At 73.4% G+C, this 16,596-nt stretch carries 13 protein-coding genes; 11 read left to right on the forward strand and 2 right to left on the reverse strand.

All coding sequences use genetic code 11. The features are described 5' to 3' along the window. Positions 1–137: 137 nt before the first annotated feature. From SLAV_RS20990 to SLAV_RS21040, 11 genes are all read left to right on the forward strand, one after another. On the forward strand, positions 138–470 hold the full coding sequence (locus SLAV_RS20990) for a hypothetical protein (RefSeq protein WP_030228368.1): 333 nt from the start codon (positions 138–140) through the stop codon (positions 468–470). 18 nt (positions 471–488) lie between these two features. Continuing rightward, positions 489–800, forward strand: a complete 312-nt coding sequence (locus tag SLAV_RS20995) for a pore-forming ESAT-6 family protein (protein WP_030228366.1) — start codon at positions 489–491, stop codon at positions 798–800. 74 nt (positions 801–874) lie between these two features. Continuing rightward, complete coding sequence (locus SLAV_RS21000; RefSeq protein WP_037686832.1) at positions 875–1,255, forward strand: DUF6507 family protein; 381 nt, start codon at positions 875–877, stop codon at positions 1,253–1,255. Further along, positions 1,252–3,906: a hypothetical protein gene (locus SLAV_RS21005; RefSeq protein WP_100660929.1), complete on the forward strand. Its 2,655-nt coding sequence runs from the start codon at positions 1,252–1,254 to the stop codon at positions 3,904–3,906. The genes SLAV_RS21000 and SLAV_RS21005 overlap by 4 nt, the downstream gene beginning before the upstream one ends. An 11-nt stretch (positions 3,907–3,917) precedes the next feature. Beyond that, a complete protein-coding gene (locus SLAV_RS21010; RefSeq protein ID WP_030236921.1) occupies positions 3,918–4,778 on the forward strand; it encodes an immunity 49 family protein in 861 nt (286 codons plus the stop codon). A 4-nt stretch (positions 4,779–4,782) separates the two neighbouring features. Beyond that, positions 4,783–5,799: a hypothetical protein gene (locus tag SLAV_RS21015; protein ID WP_234333800.1), complete on the forward strand. Its 1,017-nt coding sequence runs from the start codon at positions 4,783–4,785 to the stop codon at positions 5,797–5,799. Between the two features lie 96 nt (positions 5,800–5,895). Continuing rightward, positions 5,896–6,138, forward strand: coding sequence for a hypothetical protein (locus SLAV_RS21020; protein WP_007264842.1), 243 nt, complete (start codon positions 5,896–5,898; stop codon positions 6,136–6,138). Positions 6,139–6,160: 22 nt separating this feature from the next. Continuing rightward, positions 6,161–7,501 (forward strand): type VII secretion integral membrane protein EccD, encoded by a 1,341-nt coding sequence (eccD, locus tag SLAV_RS21025; RefSeq protein WP_030236916.1) that lies wholly within the window; start codon positions 6,161–6,163, stop codon positions 7,499–7,501. 16 nt (positions 7,502–7,517) lie between these two features. Next, positions 7,518–9,140, forward strand: coding sequence for a hypothetical protein (locus SLAV_RS21030; RefSeq protein WP_335341810.1), 1,623 nt, complete (start codon positions 7,518–7,520; stop codon positions 9,138–9,140). Then, positions 9,137–13,147, forward strand: coding sequence for a type VII secretion protein EccC (locus tag SLAV_RS21035; protein ID WP_030236912.1), 4,011 nt, complete (start codon positions 9,137–9,139; stop codon positions 13,145–13,147). The genes SLAV_RS21030 and SLAV_RS21035 overlap by 4 nt, the downstream gene beginning before the upstream one ends. Positions 13,148–13,151: 4 nt before the next feature. Further along, positions 13,152–14,549, forward strand: coding sequence for a DUF6177 family protein (locus tag SLAV_RS21040; protein ID WP_030236911.1), 1,398 nt, complete (start codon positions 13,152–13,154; stop codon positions 14,547–14,549). Between the two features lie 45 nt (positions 14,550–14,594). Here the strand turns inward: SLAV_RS21040 and SLAV_RS21045 are convergent, their stop codons facing one another. Together SLAV_RS21045 and SLAV_RS21050 are read right to left on the reverse strand one after the other, a co-directional pair. Next, positions 14,595–15,263, reverse strand: a complete 669-nt coding sequence (locus SLAV_RS21045; protein ID WP_030236908.1) for a response regulator transcription factor — start codon at positions 15,261–15,263, stop codon at positions 14,595–14,597. Positions 15,264–15,280: 17 nt separating this feature from the next. After that, complete coding sequence (locus tag SLAV_RS21050) at positions 15,281–16,492, reverse strand: sensor histidine kinase (protein WP_030236906.1); 1,212 nt, start codon at positions 16,490–16,492, stop codon at positions 15,281–15,283. Positions 16,493–16,596: the final 104 nt, after the last annotated feature.

Below are 16,596 nucleotides of genomic sequence, written 5' to 3' on the forward strand. Positions count from 1 at the left end.
TTGGAGGGGCGCGATCCGGCCGGGGGCGATTTTCGGACATACGTTCAGGCCAGCTGAAACCGTGTTTGTGTTCGCAACGTCCCTTCGGTAGACAAGTACGCACGCGAGTGACGGCACAACACGTCAGGGGTGGGTGAATGAAGTTCGACATGGGCAGCACCACGCTGTCCGAGCTGGGCAAGGCCACGAGCGGTTCCAGTGACGACCTCGGCACGCTGATCAAGCTGCTGGTCGCCGCGGCGGACCCGCTGGAGGGCAAGTTCAACGGGGTCGGCCGGCAGGCGTTCGACTCGTTCAAGCGGCGTTCGGACGCGATCACGGCGGAGCTGAACGGCTCGCTGCGCGCGATCCTCGGCGGTCAGCAGGGCATGGACACCTCCTTCACCACCGGTGACCACGAGCAGGGCGACAACGCCCACCAGAACATGGGATCCGCGAACTTCGACGCCGCCCGCTTCGGCGCGCGCTGATCCCGGGGGGATTGAGACATGGGACAGAACCAGGACCGCACCTCGTACGACGTCGCCGCCTCGGTGGAGGTGCAGGGCGGACTCGGCGGGATCATCGGCCAGTTGGAGCGGGTGCTCGGCGAGCGCGAGGCGGCCGTGAAGGCGGCGATGTCGGAGTTCACCGCCGACGGGGTCTCGGACGAGTACCACGGCAAGGAACTTCGCTGGCACAAGGCGGCCAACGAGGTGCGCGACATCATCCGCCTGGTGCGCGGCACGCTGGAGCAGAACGACTCCACCGCGCAGGCCACGCTGGCCAAGGCCAAGGCGGCGGTGGACGGCATCGGCTGACGCCGACGCCGACGCTGACGCCGACGGCGGACGCGTACGAGGGACACGGGTAGACGGGGACTCGGGGGTAGGGCATGGACTGGGACATCAAGCCGTCGGGCGTGCAGGGGGTCGTCAACAAGACGATCACGGCGTCGGAAGGCTTCCAGAAGGCGGGCAAGTCGCTCCAGACGGAGCTGCCGGAGGCGGCGAAGCACGCCGGCACGGTGACTCCGGGCGGCGGCACGGGCGGTGAAGGCGGGGGCATGGGCCCCATCGCCGGTGCGCTCGGTGAACTCATGAACTCCCACGAGTACCGGCTCGCGTACATCGGGGCGCGCACGGAGGCCTCGCTGAACGGCGCCATCAAGGCGACGACGGCGTACGTGCAGGGCAACATCGAGCAGGCGCAGAACGCCCAGAACGAGGCGCTGAAGGAGCCGAAGGTCGATCTTCCGGGGGCGGAGAAGAAGTGACGGACCACGTACCGATCAATCCGTGCACGATCCCGCAGTTCACGGGTGACCTGGACGCGTTGGAGCAGGACAAGAACGCGATCACGGCCGCGGCGGGGACCTTCCGTGACGCGGGATCGAACGTGGACTCCGAGTTTCAGGGCCTGTCGGCGTTCTACTCGGCGCCCGAGGCGGCGCAGCTGTTCGCGACGACCAAGCCGGTGAAGACGGACAGTGACTTCTTCGCCGATCAGCTGGAGTCGGCGGCGACGGCGCTGGGCGAGTACATCACCGAGGCGCGGCCGATCGTGGCGCGGCTGAAGGAGCTGCAGACGAAGGCGACCACGTTCAGCAGCAAGATCAGTGGGGATGCGCACTGGAAGGACGACGGGGACAAGATCGATGAGAACAACGATCTGATCCACGACGTCAACGCGGCCGTCTCCGCGTTCTGGGCCGCGGAGCGGACGTGTGCGAACAAGATCCGTGCCCTGTACTGTGCGCCGCCGCTGACCGCTGATGACGGTTCGCACGGCGCGAACATGTACGGGTACAAGGGCGAGGACCTGAACAAGGCGCAGGACCTGCCGTGGGGTTCGCAGCTGGAGGAGACGCACCGGGCCTGGGAGGTCGGTTACTGGGTCAAGTCGTTCGTCTGGGACGGTCTGATCGTCGACGGGATCTGGGGCACGATCCGCGGCCTGGGCACCCTCGTCGGTGTGGACGGCTGGGACAAGGCCGGTCAGGCGTGGACGGGTCTGGCGAAGCTGGCGACGGGTCTGGCGATCATGTCGGTGCCGGGTATGAGCACCGCGTTCTGGATGGCCGACGACAAGGACCTGCCGGGCTGGATCCGTGATTCGCGCACCGCGGTGAAGGAGACGGGCAAGGCGCTGGTCGCGTGGGACGAGTGGGGCAAGAACCCCGCCCGTGCCGCGGGTGCGGTCACCTTCAACGTGCTGACCACCGTGTTCACCGGTGGTGCGGGTACGGCGGCGAAGGCGGGCACGGTGGCGAAGGTCATCAGCGTGGCCGGCAAGGCGGGCCGTCTCATCGACCCGATCACCTACATCGGCAAGGCCGGCTCCCTCGCCAAGATGAAGATCGGTGACCTGTTCGCGAACCTGGGGAAGGTCGACGGCGCGTTCCCGAAGATCGACGACGTGATCTGGAAGGACCTTCCGAAGGCCGACGCGCCCGGGATCACCTTCCCGCACCCGGAGGACACGGTCCGTCTTCCCGACGATGCGCTGGGCCGCCCCCAGTACTTCGACAAGACCACGAACCAGCTCCTGGACCACAACGGCCTGCCCAAGCAGGACCTCACCTCGGTCCCCAAGGGCGGCGACCACCCCCTGGCCGAGGTCCCCAAGCAGGAGAAGGTCCCGGTCGGCGTCGGCGCCCACACCGCCGACGTCACCTCCCACACCCCCGGCGGCACGGCGTCCCACACCCCCGGCGGCGCAGCCGACCACACCCCGGGCGGAATCGCCGACAACGGCGCCCACAACAGCCACGCCGAACCCGGCGGCGGCACAGGCACGGGCGGCCACGGCGGCAACGACACCACCCCCACCGGCGGCACCGCACACGGCGGTGACGGCGGCGGCGTCCCGCACCAGGGCGACGGTGGCGGCATCCCCCACCAGGGCGGCGGCGGCATTCCGCACCAGGGCGGCTCCGGCCTGCCCGACAACCTCGGCCACGGGCCGGGTCACGGCGCCGACGGCACCGGCCCGGTGGCTCCCGGCCACGGCGAGCGCCCGGAACTCCCGCCGCACCGGGACAACCCGCACGACTACACGACCGCCGAGCGCAAGCAGATCATGGAGTACCAGGTCCACCGGGCGAACGACCCGACGGACCCGTACTTCAAGAAGTACTACAACAAGCTGGGCTACCGCCTGCGGGCCGACGTGCCGGACCACACCGGTCTGGTCCCGCCGCAGCTCGTGGAGACCGCCCCCGACGTCTGGGTTCCCAAGTCGGACATTCCGCCGCCGATCCCGCCGGACTACCTGGGCAAGGCGACCTCGATCGACCACACCCATCCCTCCGTCACCAAGGAGCTGAGGGACTCCCTCGACCAGGCGGCGAAGGAACGTCACGACGCCATCGCCGCCGACAAGGGTCCGCACGACGCCTACGGCGATGCCAAGGCCGCGCACAAGGCGCACGGCACGGCGGAGACCCAGGCCGCCCTCGACGCGGCGAGGGCCGAGCACGCACCGCTCCACGAGGCCCTTTCGAAGAAGAGCGAGGCGTACGGCGAGGCCATAGCCCGGGAACACGCGATCCCGCGGGAGTTCCACGGCGCCGAGGAACAGAAGCTGCACGGCCCGGACAACGGGAACGACCAGTTCGACCAGGTGTACAAGCACGGTGACCGGTACGTCGTGGTCGAGGCGAAGAGCAACGTCACCACGGAGCTGGGCGAACGCCGAATAGGCGGTGTCCGCGTTTCGCAGGGGACGCGCGCCTACTTCGAGGACATCCTCAAGCAAATGAAGAAGCGTGGGGAAAAGATCCAGAGCGAAAAGGACCTGTACGAAGCCCTCAAGGCGGCGCTGGACGCGAATCCCCCGCGGATCGACTACGTCGTCGTCAAGGGAGCCGATAACACGGGGACTTACGCCGGATACACTATTCGTCGATTCGACCTCACCAAATGACAGGGGAAGCGATGACCGTCTTCGTGGCCGGCCATTCGGAGCCGAGGCCCGCCAGCGCGGACTGGGTCAAGGGGCTCGGCGACGAGCTCACCGAGGACATCGGCGCTCTCGGATCGTCGCCCGGGAAGCTCGGGTCCGTGTGGACGGACGCCACCTTCTACGTCGACGCCCGGTTCCGGGTGGACCCGCAGGGCGCCGAGCTGGGGACCTGGGAGGCCGTCGTGGCGGCCGCGCAGCTGGGTTCCGCGCTGTTCCGTACGGCGGGGATGGCCGAGGGGGCGATCGAGGCCCGCATTCACCATGAGATGCGTACGCTGCCGGCCACAGGGCCCACGCGGTACGCGCACGCGCAGGCCTGGATCGAGGCGTTCTGGTTCGCGGTCATCACGCGTGACCAGCCGAAGATGACCGCGCTGTGCGAGCTGCCGCTCGACGTCCTGCGGGCCTCGGGCGCGGACCACGACGACTACCTGTACCACTGGGTGGCGACGCTCCAGGCGTACTGGCTGAAGCGGCCCGAATTGGTCCAGGAATTGACGCTGACGTTCCAGCGGTCGCACCCGGACGTGGCGGTGATCGCGGGGCGGGAATACATCCAGCAGGTGGCCTATCCGCCGATCAACCTTTTCTACAAGTTCCTCCAGAAGGACGAGGAGGGATTCCAGGCGACCCTGCTGGAAGCCCTCGAACTCCACAAGCGGTACTGGACGGCCACCCCCGAGCGCGCCGACGACATCGAGGGTCTCGTGCCGATCGGCATCCTCGCGGTGACCTGCCTCGCCTACGACGGCGGGATCCCCGTCGGGGTGGATTCCCCGTACCTGCCCGAGCACCTGCTGAAGCGGTCCTGGGTGGGGGAGTTCGAGGTGTGAACCGGTGATCACGGCGGCCGGGCCCGTCGGTGAGTGGTTCTGGGAGCCTGCTCCCCTGGTGGCTCCCGCCGACGGTGGTGCCCTGCGGGCGCTGGAGCTCCTCTCGGACCTCGCGGGCGTCCTGGCGTCGTGCGGACTCGTCACCGGGGAAGGCGCCGGGTCGGTCGTGCTCGCCGACCGGCGGGTCATGGGCGAGCCGCTGTTCGCCCGCCGTGACCTCCCTCCGGGGGCGGGCCTCGTCGCCGCCGCCGAGCGGGCGGATGCCGTGGAACTGCTTCCCGGGCGCCTGCTGAGGCTGAGCCTGGCGCTGGCGGGCGAGTGGCGGGAGGCGGCCGCGGTGCGCCGGGCGGAGCGGCTCTTCACCCTCCGGGTGGAGGTGTGGGGAGAAGGCGCGGTGCTGGTGGGCCTGTCCGCGTACGCCGACGCCTGGCTGGCCGTCGACCTCCGCGGGCGTCCGCAGCCGGAGGTGTGCGGGGAGAACGCCCCGCGCCTCGCCGCCGCGCTGGCGCGGATCTGCGGGGTGACGGGGGCGCCGGTCGATCCCGGCGACCCGACGCGGTACGCGGATCCCACCGCCGAGGGGTTTGCGGACCAGGGGGAGGCGGGCGCCGAACACGACGACGCGTGGGGCACGTTCGAGGTGCCGGCGCGGTGGCGGCGGCTGATGGCCCTGCTCCCCGGGGGCTCCGACGGCCGGGACTACGAGAGCACCACCGAACTGCCGGTCCGCTACGCCCGCGTACGGGTCGGGGAGCGGGTGCTCGGCTTCCTGTGGGCGTCGGCCGACGGGGCTGCGGGCTACGAACCCCGCAGCGCGGCCGGTGACGCGGCCTTCGGGGCCGGGGCGGTGTGGCTGGCGCGCCTGCGGTCCGCCCGCCTGCGGGCCCTCGGCGCGCCGGAGGCGCTAGACGGACTGCTGGGCGCGTCGGCGGACGGCGGTCCGGACGGCTCCGCCGTCGAGGACGTGACGCGGGAGGCGGCCTCGCTGGATGTCCTGGAGGAACTGTCGGGGCGTTCCTGATCAACGGGACCCGGGGGAAGTGCAACCGCCGCCGCCGGTTTCGTCGTCGTGAGGGGGCGTACTAGCGTCAGGAACGACAGGGAGAGGGGGTTCCGGATGGCGGCCGAGGATTACGACAGCCAGTTGCTGGAGTCCGTCGCGGTGCGGCGGCGCAGGATGCGGGACGCCGTGTTGTTCGGGGCGCAGCGCGGACGCAGGGTGGCCGACGAGCGGATCGGGAAGGCGGTCGCCGGACTGGTCATCGCGGCCGTGCTGTGCGCGGGATGCGTGGGGTGGTCGTTCATCTCGCACCGGCTCATCGGCAAGGTCGGCACCCCGGGACAGGTCAGTACTCGGTGATAGGTTCGGGCGCGTGGTGAGCATGGGGGCGGGAAGCGGTACGGCACTGAGCCGGGTCACCCTGGTGGGTGAGCGGCGGCGGATGGACCTCGTACTGCCCTCCCAGGAGCCAGTCGGGCGGCTTTTGCCCGACGTCATACGGATGTTGGACGACCGGGTCGCCGCGCAGCCGACGCTGCGCCACCTGGTGACCGCCGACGGGTCGGTGCTCGAACACGACGTCTGCCTCGCGGACGCCGGGATCGGCGACGGCGCCGTGCTGCGGCTCGTGCGGGTGCAGGACGTGCCGTCCGCGCCCGTCGTGCACGACGTCACGGACGAGGCCGCCGAAGACCTGGACGTCCGGGCCTGGCGCTGGCGGCCGGGCGCGCGGCGGGTCACCGCCGGGGCCGGGCTGGTCGGCTGGGCGCTGCTCGCCGGATGGTTCGCCCGGCGGGAGTTCGCGCCGGGCGCGGTGGCCGGGGCGCTGCTCGCGGTGGCCGCGGTCGCGGCGGTCGTCGGGGCGCTCGCCGGGCGGCTGAAGCGGTCGGGGCTCGCGGCGGCGCTGCTGGCGACCGCCGGGGCCGTCGGCGTGCTCGGGGCGTGGACCCTGTGCGACGCGCAGCACTGGGGTCCGATGGGACGGCTCGCCGCCGTGGCGGGCGCGCTCGCGGTGGGGCTCGCGCTGCTGGGGTGGTTCACGCCGCTCGGCCGGGGCGGGTTCGTCGGGGCGGTCACCGTGGTGGGGCTGACCGGCGGCTGGGAGGCCGTCGCCGTCGCCCAGGGCGGCGCGGGGGCTCGTACGGGAGCCGTGCTGGCGGTGGTCTCGGTGATCCTGCTCGGGCTGCTGCCGCGTCTCGCCCTGGCGGCGGCCGGCCTGACCGGGCTCGACGACCGCCGGGCGCGGGGGGCTTCGGTCAGCCGGTACAAGGTCGCGACGGCCCTCGGCGCCACCCACCGGGGCATGGCGCTGGCCACCCTCGCGACCGCCGTCTCGGCGGGTGCGGCCGGGGTGCTCGCGCTGCGGGAACCCGATGTCTGGACGGTGTCGCTGGCCGTGGCCGTCGCCGTCGTGCTGTGGCTGCGCGCGCGGGCGTTCCCGCTCGTCGCGGAGGTGGTCGCGCTGCTGCTGGCCGGGGCCGCCGTCACCGTGGCCGCGCTGCTGGTGTGGGCGGACCGGGCCGGTGCGGCCGGGCCGCTGGCGACGCTGCTGGTGCTGGCGCTGGCGGCGCTCGGGGCGCTGGCCGTGCAGCCGCCCGAGCACGTACGGGTCCGGCTGCGGCGATTCGGGGACACCGCCGAGTCGTTCGGCGTCATCGTGCTGTTCCCGCTGCTCATCGGGGTGTTCGGCGTGTACGGGCGGCTGCTCGGCACCTTCGCGTAAGGGTTGCTACTCAGACATGTCAGACATGAGCCAGAGCCGGCGTGACGACTGGCAGGCCGAGGTCCTCGGCGAACTGACGGGCACGCCGAACCCTGCCGCCCGGACCGGAGAACCGGCCCCGGGCCAGGGCCCGATACCGCGCCATCCCGACGACGCCACCCCGGGCACCCCGGCGCAGGCGGACGGCTTCGGCCGGTTCCCCGGCGGCCGGGAGCAGGCCGACGGCCAGGGGCAGTTCCCCGACGGCCAAGGGCAGTTCCCCGCCGGCCAGGGGCAGGCCGGGGGCCCTGGCGGATTCCCCGGTGGCTCCGGCGCCCACGCGCACGGCGACGGGCAGGATCGGTTCCCCGGCGGCCCCGGCACCCCGGCGCAGGCGGACGGCTTCGGCCGGTTCCCCGGCACCCCGGTGCAGGCCGGCGGCCAGGACCAGTTCTTCAGCGGCTCCGGTTCCCCGGCGCAGCCCGGTGGGCAGGGGCAGTTCCCCGGTGGCTCCGCCGTCCCGGCGCAGGCCGGGGGGCGTGGTTCGTTCTCCGGTGGTCCCGGCGGGCAGCCGCAGGGCGGTGCCCAGGGCCGGTTCCCCGGCGCCCCCGGAGCCCCCGCGCAGGGGGCCGATGTTCCCGGTGCGCGGGCCCGGAGTGGCGTGCAGCCGCAGGGTGCCCCGTACGGTTACCCGGCGGCCGCCCCGGCAGGGGCTCCGCAGGGGATCCGGGCTCCCGAGACCGTGCCCGTCCCCGCCACCGAGGCCGCCGGCCGGCCCCGGCACGGGGATCCCGCCGGGCGGCGGGCGTTGCGCGCGCTGCGCGGTGCGCTCGGGTCCTCCGCCGCGCGGGCCGTCGCCACCGAGACGGGCCTGGCCGCCCAGGTGCAGCAGTCCGTCACCACCGGCCGCCAGATCGTGGTGACCAGCATCCGCGGCGGCTCCGGCAAGACCACCGTCACCGCCCTGCTCAGCCGCACCTACAACCACTACCGCCACGACCCGGTGCTCACCCTGGAGGCCGACGCGGCCCTCGGCACGCTCCCGGTCCGGCTCGGCGTCGAGTCCCTGCGCTGGACCTGTGGCGACCTCGCTCAGATCGTCCGCCCCTCCATGCAGCTCACCGACATCACCGGCTACCTCGTCCCGCTCGCCGACGGCGGCTGGCTGCTGCCCGGCAGCCAGGGCCGCATCGGCGCCCAGGTCGACGTCGCCACGTACCGGACCGTGATGGTCGCCCTGCGCCGCTACTTCGGCGTCACCGTCGTCGACTGCGAGACCCTCCCCGGCGAGGTGGCCCGTACGGCCCTCGACACCGCGCACGCCCGCGTGCTCACCACCCCCGCCACCGCCGAGGGCCTCGTCTCCACCCACGCCGTCCTCGACTGGCTGGCCTCCCTCCCCGTGCCCGTACTGCCCCGGACCGTCGTCGTGCTCACCTGCCAGTCCCCGCACCCGGCCATCGACCTCGGCAAGGCCGCCGAGAAACTGCGCGCCACCGGCGCCGGGGTCGTCGTCCTCCCGTACGACCGCCACCTCGCCTCCGGCGGCGCCGTCCGCACCGAACTCCTCGGCGCCGAGACCCGGCAGGCGGCCGTACGGCTCGCCGCGGACGTACTCCAGCGCGCCCTCGCGCTCCCGGCGGCCGGTGCGGCCCGGTGACCCAGCAGCTCGTCCACCGGCCCGCCCGGGGCACCATGCCCCCCGCCCCCGCCGAACCCCACAGCGTCGAGGCCCCGCCCAACCTCCCCGAAGGCAAGATCGGCAGCCCGGCCACCGCCCTGCTGCCGATGGCCGGCGTGATGGGCTCGGTCGTGATGATGACCGTCATCCGCAACAGCCAGTTCGCCGCCGTCGGCGCGATCGTCCTGGTCTTCGCGCTGATCGGCGCCATCGCCCTGTTCTGGTCCCAGCGCGGCAAGGCCCAGCGCACCCGCCGCTCCCAGCGCGAGCGCTACCTGGAGTACCTGGAGGAACAGCGCGAGGAGCTCGGCGCCCGCGAGAAGCGGCTCCGCGACGAGGCCCGCCGCCTCAACCCGCCGCCGGAGGCCCTCTACGACCTCGTGCGCGACCCGGCCCGGCTGTGGGAACGCCGCCGCACCGACCCCGACTTCCTGTGCCCCCGCCTGGGCACCGGCGAGGTCGCCGTCCAGCCGCTGGCCCTCGCGTCGGGCGGCGGCGGCGTCCTCACCCCGCCCGACCGGTTCATGCTCAACGAGGCCGGCGCCCTCATGTCCCGCTTCGCCCGCGCCAGCGACTTCCCGCTGACCGTGCCCCTCGACCGGGCCGGGAACATCAGCGTCGTCGGCGACCGCGAAGGCGTCCTGCGCGTCGCCCGCGCCCTGCTCGTCCACACCGCGGTCCTGCACGCCCCCGACGACGTCGCGATCGCCCTCGGCGTCCCCGGCGACCGGCTCGACGCGGACTGGGAATGGGCCAAGTGGCTCCCGCACGTCCTGGACCCGCAGGAACAGGACGGGCCGGTCGCCGCCCGGCGGATCGCCCCCAGCCTGCCGCAGCTCGCCGAGGTCCTCGCCCCCGAGCTGCGCCGCCGGGCCTCCTACGCGGCCGAGGTGCGCCGCGGCCTGTCCGACCGGCGCGCGCTGGCCCTCGCCGGCCGGCTCCTCGTCGTCAGCGACGAGTACGGGGACAACGCCGTCGAACTGCCCCGCCCCGACACGGCGGTGGGCCTGGCCGACATGAACACCACCGTGCTCCACCTGCTCGCCGAGCAGGTCCACGAGCCCGACGAGGTGACCATACGGATCACCGTGGACGGCCCCCACGTCACCGTCCGGGACCTGCGTACCCCCCAGGCCCCCGCCGCCGAGGGCCTCTGCGACCAGCTCGGCCCCGCCACCGCCGAGGGCCTCGCCCGGATGCTCGCCCCGCTGCGGCTGTCCGCCGAGTCCGTCGCCGAGGGCACCCCCGTCTCCGGGCCCGTCGACTTCATGGGCCTGCTCGGCATCGACGACCCCGCCGCCCTCGACGTGTCCCGCCTGTGGGCGCCGCGCGGCGAGCGGGACTTCCTGCGCGTCCCGATCGGCATCGACGACCGGCACGGCCCCGTCCTGCTGGACCTCAAGGAGTCCTCCCAGCTCGGCATGGGCCCGCACGGGCTGTGCGTCGGCGCGACCGGCTCCGGCAAGAGCGAGCTGCTGCGCACGCTCGTCCTGGCCCTGGTCGCCACGCACGCGCCGGAGGACCTCGCGATGGTCCTCGTCGACTACAAGGGCGGCGCCACCTTCGCCCCCTTCGAGAAGCTCCCGCACGTCGCCGGCGTCATCACCAACCTGGAGAACCAGGCCGGACTCGTCGAGCGCGTCCACACCAGCCTCGCGGGCGAGGTCAAGCGCCGCCAGCAGGTCCTCAAGGACGCCGGCCACGTCGCCGACATCGGACACTACGCCGTCCTGCGCGCCGAGAACCCCGAACTGGAGCCGCTGCCGCACCTGTTCGTCGTCATCGACGAGTTCGGCGAACTCCTCACCGCCAAGCCGGACTTCATCGACCTGTTCCTGTCCATCGGCCGCATCGGCCGCTCCATCGGCGTGCACCTGCTGCTGTCCAGCCAGCGCATCGAGGGCGGCAAGCTCAAGGGCCTGGACACCTACCTGTCCTACCGGCTCGGCCTGCGCACCTTCTCCGCCGACGAGTCGCGCACCGTCCTCGACACCACCGACGCCTTCATGCTGCCGCCGCTGCCCGGCTTCGGCTACCTCAAGGTGGACACCTCCACCTACACCCGCTTCAAGGCCGGTTACGTCTCCGGCCGCTACCGGGGCCCGGCCGGCGAGCGCGACCACGCCGGTGAAGGGCCCCTCGCCCTGCCCTACCCGGCCTTCAACACCCTGCGCGACAGCACCGGTTCCGCCGAACCCGCCGAGGAGAAGCCCACCGCCACCGCCCGCGAGACCGGCCCCAGCGTGCTCGGCGTCATCGTCGACCAGCTCGCCGACGCCGCCCCGCCCGTACGCCGCATCTGGCTTCCGCCGCTGCCCGACGCCGTCTCCCTCGACGCCGCCGCCGGACCGCTGTCCGTCACCGAGCGCGGACTGCGCCTCGGCGACGCCGACCGGCCCCCGCTGCGGGTACCGCTCGGTGTCCTCGACGACCCGGCCCGCCAGTGGCGCGGCCCCTGGGAGCTGGACCTGAAGGTCGCCGGCGGGCACACCGCCGTCACCGGCGGGCCCCAGTCCGGCAAGACCACCCTGCTGCGCACCATCGCCCTGTCCCTCGCGCTCACCCACACCCCGCAGGAGGTCGCCGTCTACGGCCTCGACCTCGCCGGGGGCGGCCTCGCCGCGCTCGCCGGACTCCCGCACGTCGGCGGGATCGCCGGCCGCGCCGACCGGGAACGGGCCGCCCGCACCGTCGCCGAGGTGCGGGGCATGCTCGCCGCCCGCGAGGAACTCTTCCGCGAGCACTCCATCGACTCCGTCGACCAGCTGCGCCGCCTGCGCTCCCGCGGCGCGCTGCCCGAGCTGGCCTCCACCGACATCGTCCTGCTCGTCGACGGGTACGGGGCCCTGCGCGAGGAGTTCTCCGAACTCGACGACGCCGTCACCGACCTGCTCAAGCGGGGCGGCGGCTACGGCATCCACGTCGTCGCGGGCATGCTGCGCTGGAACGACGTCCGCATCGCCAACCAGTCCCTCTTCGGCAGCCGCGTCGAACTGCGCCTGGGCGACGCCTCCGACTCGGCCATCGACCGCAAACTGTCCGAGACCATCTCCCCGGACACCCCGGGCCGCGTCCTGACCGACGGCAAGCTGTTCGCGCAGACCGCCCTGCCGCGCATCGACTCCCGGTCCGGGACCACCGACCTGGCCGCCGCCCTGGAGGAGGCCGCCGCCACCGTCCGCGCCACCTGGCACGGCGACATCGCCTCCCCCGTACGGGTCCTGCCCTCCCGGCTGCCGGCCGACCGGCTCCCCTCGGCCGACGAGGAGCCGTACCGGATCCCCATCGGCGTGGACCAGGACGTCCTCGCGCCCGTCCTGCTCGACCTCTTCGAGCAGGACCAGCACCTGCTGATCCTCGGCGACAACGAATGCGGCAAGACCAACCTCCTCTCCCTCGTCGCCCGCCAGCTCATCGCGCGCTACGGGGAGCAGGAGCTGGTCTTCGCCGTCTACGACCCCCGGCGCGGGCTGCGCGGAGTCGTCCCCGAGCCCTACCGCGGCGGGTACGCCCACAACGCGAAGATCGCGGGCGCGCTGTCGGCCGGCATCGCCAAGGAACTCGACAAGCGGCTCCCGGAGGACGGCCTCGACCCCGACGCCGACCCGGGCGAGGGCCCCGGCTTCTCCGGCCCGCGCATCGTGGTCCTCGTCGACGACTACGACATCCTCACCACCGCCGGACAGCAGCCGCTCCAGGCCTTCGTGCCCTACCTGCCGTCCGCCCAGGACATCGGACTGCACTTCGTGATCGCCCGGCGCGTCGCCGGCTCCTCCCGCGCCCTGTACGAACCGCTGCTCACCACCCTGCGGGAGTCCGGCACGACGGCGCTCGTCATGAACGGCGAACGCTCCGAGGGCCAGCTCTTCCCGCAGCTCTACGCGAGCGCGCAGCCGCCGGGCCGCGGCACGCTCGTCCGGCGCGGCCGGCCGCACCAGACCGTGCAGACCGCGCTGGCCGCCCCCCTCACCCAGGAAGCACCCTGACACCGTGACCAAGGACGTCATCGCCCTCACCCCGAAGATGCCCGACACCGCGGCGCTGCTCGTGGCCCTCGCAGCCGGCGGCACCGAGCTGGACGCCGCCTCCGCCGCCGACGGGGCCGTGATCCAGCTGCTGGGCGCGGGCGGCCGGCCCCTGGTCTCCGTCGAGGCACCGGTCCTGGTGCAGGTCCCGGGGGAGACGGAACGGCTCCTCGGCACCCCCGCGCGGGTCCCCGTCTGGTGGACGGAGACCCGGGCCTCCACCGCCGTCCCCGAGGCGGCCGACCTCGCCGGGGCCGTCGCCGGGCGGCTCGCCGAGGTCCTCGGCGGCCTCGTCTGGCCCCCGGAAGCGGGCCGGGTCACCGCGGTCCCCGTGACCTCCGAGGCCTCCGCGGCGCCCGCGCCCGTGGGGGCCCTGCCGACCGTCGACGTGGTCACCGAGTCCACCGCCGTCGTCCTCGCGGACCGGCCCGTGATCCCGCTGACGGCCTGGCTCTCCGACGTGCTGCGTACCACCACCGGCTTCGGCGCGGCCCTGCACATCGTCACCCCCGCCCACTGCCGGCTCAGCCTGCCGCTGCGCACGGTGCTCACCGGCGCACCGAACCGGTGGGTGGTCCAGGATCCCGAGGGCGGCTACTACGACGGCCTCTCCGGGGCGGTGCTGAGCTGGCAGGACGGCACCTTCGCCGCCGCCCGCGACGCCGCCGGGCAGCCCCGGGCGGCCGCCGCCTTCGTACGGGCCGACGGGGCGGAAGCGGGGGAGCACCGGCTGACGGTGCAATTCCGCACCGAGCACCCGGCCGAGGGGGAGCTGCTGCTCGGCCGCTCCGTGGAGGCCGCCTGGCGGGCCCTGACCGGGGAGCCGCCGGCCGGCTGGGGCACCGCCGAGCCGGTGAACCTGCCCTGGTCGCCCCGGCAGCTGACCGACCTCGCGCGCAGCCGGGTACCGGAGCCGACCCTGCTCACGGTGGTGGGCGCGGGCGCGCTGGCCGTCGTACGGGTGACCCGCACGGCGGCCGGGGTCGAGGAGGACGTCACCCTCACCCTGGGGTACGGGCCCGGCGACCCGGCGCCGCTGGACGCGCTCCCCGCTCTGGCCGGGACGCTGGCCGACGGACACGGCCTGGTCAGCATGCTCGCCTCCGCCGGGCCGGGCGGCCGGGACCTGAACGTGAGCCCGCGCCTCGGCCGGCCCCCGCTGCCGGTGGCCTTCGCCCTCGGCGGGGCCGGCGTCGCCGAGGCCACCCTGACGCACGCCCGGCGCCCGCCGCTGGCCCTGCGCCCGTCCACGATCGGCCCCGCCCGCCGCCCGGGCCTGTACTACCCCCTGGGCGACGGCACCGACCCGGCGGGCTGGGACACCCTGTCCACCCTCCTGGCCCACCTGCGCACCACGGTCTGACGGCGCTCCGCGCGGGGCGCCGCCGGACCCGGGGAACCGCCGGGGTTACAGGCCGCCCGCGCGGACCAGACCCGTCTCGTAGGCCAGGACCACGACCTGGACCCGGTCGCGCAGGCCCAGCTTCGTCAGGATGCGGCCCACGTGGGTCTTCACGGTGGCCTCCGAGAGGACCAGCCGTCCCGCGATCTCGCCGTTCGACAGGCCCTGGGCGACCAGCAGCATGACCTCGCGCTCGCGGTCCGTCAGCCGGTCGATCTCCTTGTTCCGCGGCTCCTGCGTCGTCGTCGGCAGCATCGGCGCGAACCGGTCCAGCAGCCGCCGGGTGGTGGACGGGGCCACCACCGCGTCCCCGCTGTGCACGGAGCGGATCGCCGCCAGCAGCTCCGCCGGCGGGACGTCCTTCAGCATGAAGCCGCTCGCCCCCGCCTTCAGCCCCGAGAACGCGTACTCGTCCAGGTCGAAGGTGGTCAGGATGATCACCTTCGGGTGTTCCTCCGGCTCGCAGATCCGCCGCGTCGCCTCGACCCCGTCGAGCCGCGGCATGCGCACGTCCATCAGCACCACGTCCACCTTCGTGGCGCGCAGCACCTCCAGCGCCTCCAGGCCGTCCCCCGCCTCGGCGACGACCTCCATGTCCGGCTGGGCGGCGAGCACCATCCGGAAACCCGTGCGCAGCAGCACCTGGTCGTCGACGAGCATCACGCGAATGGACATCAGTTACCTCGACCTCGTCATCTCTTCTTGAGCGGGAGCAGCGCGCTGATGCGGAAGCCTCCGCCCGGCCGCGGGCCCGCGTCCAGGGTTCCCCCGACCATACCGATGCGTTCCCGCATGCCGATCAGGCCGTGTCCGGCGCCGTCGGCGCCGCCGTCCTCGTACAGTTCGTGCGCCGCGCCCCGCCCGTCGTCCTCGACCAGCAGGCCGAGCCCGTCGTCGAAGTAGACCAGCCGTACGCTCGCCCGCGCGTCCGGGCCGCCGTGCTTGCGCGTGTTCGTCAGCGCCTCCTGCACGATCCGGTACGCGGTCAGCTCCACCCCGCTGGGCAGCCTGCGCGGCGCGCCCTCCACCTCGAAGTCCACCGTCAGCCCGGCCGCCCGCACCTGCTCGACCAGCACCTCGATCTGTTCCACGTCCGGCTGCGGCACGTAGTCCTCGGACTCCTGCGGCTCGCCGGTGCGCAGCACGCCCAGCAGCCGCCGCATCTCGGCGAGCGCCTGGCGGCCCGTCCCCGAGATGGTCTGGAGGGCCTCCTTGGCCTGCTCCGGCGCCGCGTCCATCACGTACGCGGCCCCGTCGGCCTGGACGACCATCACCGACACGTTGTGCGCGACGACGTCGTGCAGCTCGCGGGCGATGCGGGCGCGCTCGGCGGCCACCGCCACCTTGGCCTGGGCCTCGCGCTCCTTCTCCAGGCGCTGGTTGCGCTCGACGAGCTGCGCGTAGTAGGCGCGGCGGGTGCGCACCGAGTCGCCCAGCACCCAGGCGAGGGCGAAGGGGACCATCATGAACAGGGTGAACAGGGCGGCCTCGGCGTTGCTGGGGCCCTTGTCCACGCCGAACCGCGCGAAGTACAGCGGGGAGGCGAGCAGTCCCGCCCCCAGCGCGGTGCGCGAGACCCAGCGCGGGACGTCGCCTGCGGCCACGGTGTAGAGGATCACCAGCATCGCGAAGTCGAAGAGGTTCGCCGTCGGGCCCAGCACCAGCTGGTAGGCGCCCGCGCCGACCGTCAGCCAGAACATCGGCACGGTCCACCTGCGGCGCAGCGCGACGGCGGTGCACAGCGCGATGACGCACGGGACGGCCAGCAGCCGGTGCAGGGTGCTCGTGCCGCCCACCCCGGAGTCGTCCACGACGATCAGCATCGACAGCCCGAAGAGGAGGACGGCCCAGAAGCTGTCGACGCTCGTCGGGTGTCTGCGGATGAAGTCGTAGAGGCGCTGCACGTAACCCAGAGTAGGGAAAGGAGATAGGTGCTGGAGTCAACCACAGGTGCGATCCCTGTGACGGGGGCGTACTCCCCAAGGTGGAGGGTGACCTTACCCTTTGT

Source organism: Streptomyces lavendulae subsp. lavendulae (assembly GCF_002803845.1).
In the GTDB taxonomy this organism is placed as follows: Bacteria; Actinomycetota; Actinomycetes; order Streptomycetales; family Streptomycetaceae; genus Streptomyces; species Streptomyces lavendulae.

What these genes read in the sequence shown, in the direction of transcription:
- SLAV_RS20990 (WP_030228368.1), top strand. Translation starts at nt 138, where the DNA reads ATGAAGTTCGACATGGGCAGCACCACGCTGTCCGAGCTGGGCAAGGCC.
- SLAV_RS20995 (WP_030228366.1), top strand. Translation starts at nt 489, where the DNA reads ATGGGACAGAACCAGGACCGCACCTCGTACGACGTCGCCGCCTCGGTG.
- SLAV_RS21000 (WP_037686832.1), top strand. Translation starts at nt 875, where the DNA reads ATGGACTGGGACATCAAGCCGTCGGGCGTGCAGGGGGTCGTCAACAAG.
- SLAV_RS21010 (WP_030236921.1), top strand. Translation starts at nt 3,918, where the DNA reads ATGACCGTCTTCGTGGCCGGCCATTCGGAGCCGAGGCCCGCCAGCGCG.
- SLAV_RS21020 (WP_007264842.1), top strand. Translation starts at nt 5,896, where the DNA reads ATGGCGGCCGAGGATTACGACAGCCAGTTGCTGGAGTCCGTCGCGGTG.
- eccD (WP_030236916.1), top strand. Translation starts at nt 6,161, where the DNA reads ATGGGGGCGGGAAGCGGTACGGCACTGAGCCGGGTCACCCTGGTGGGT.
- SLAV_RS21030 (WP_335341810.1), top strand. Translation starts at nt 7,518, where the DNA reads ATGTCAGACATGAGCCAGAGCCGGCGTGACGACTGGCAGGCCGAGGTC.
- SLAV_RS21045 (WP_030236908.1), bottom strand. Translation starts at nt 15,263, where the DNA reads ATGTCCATTCGCGTGATGCTCGTCGACGACCAGGTGCTGCTGCGCACG.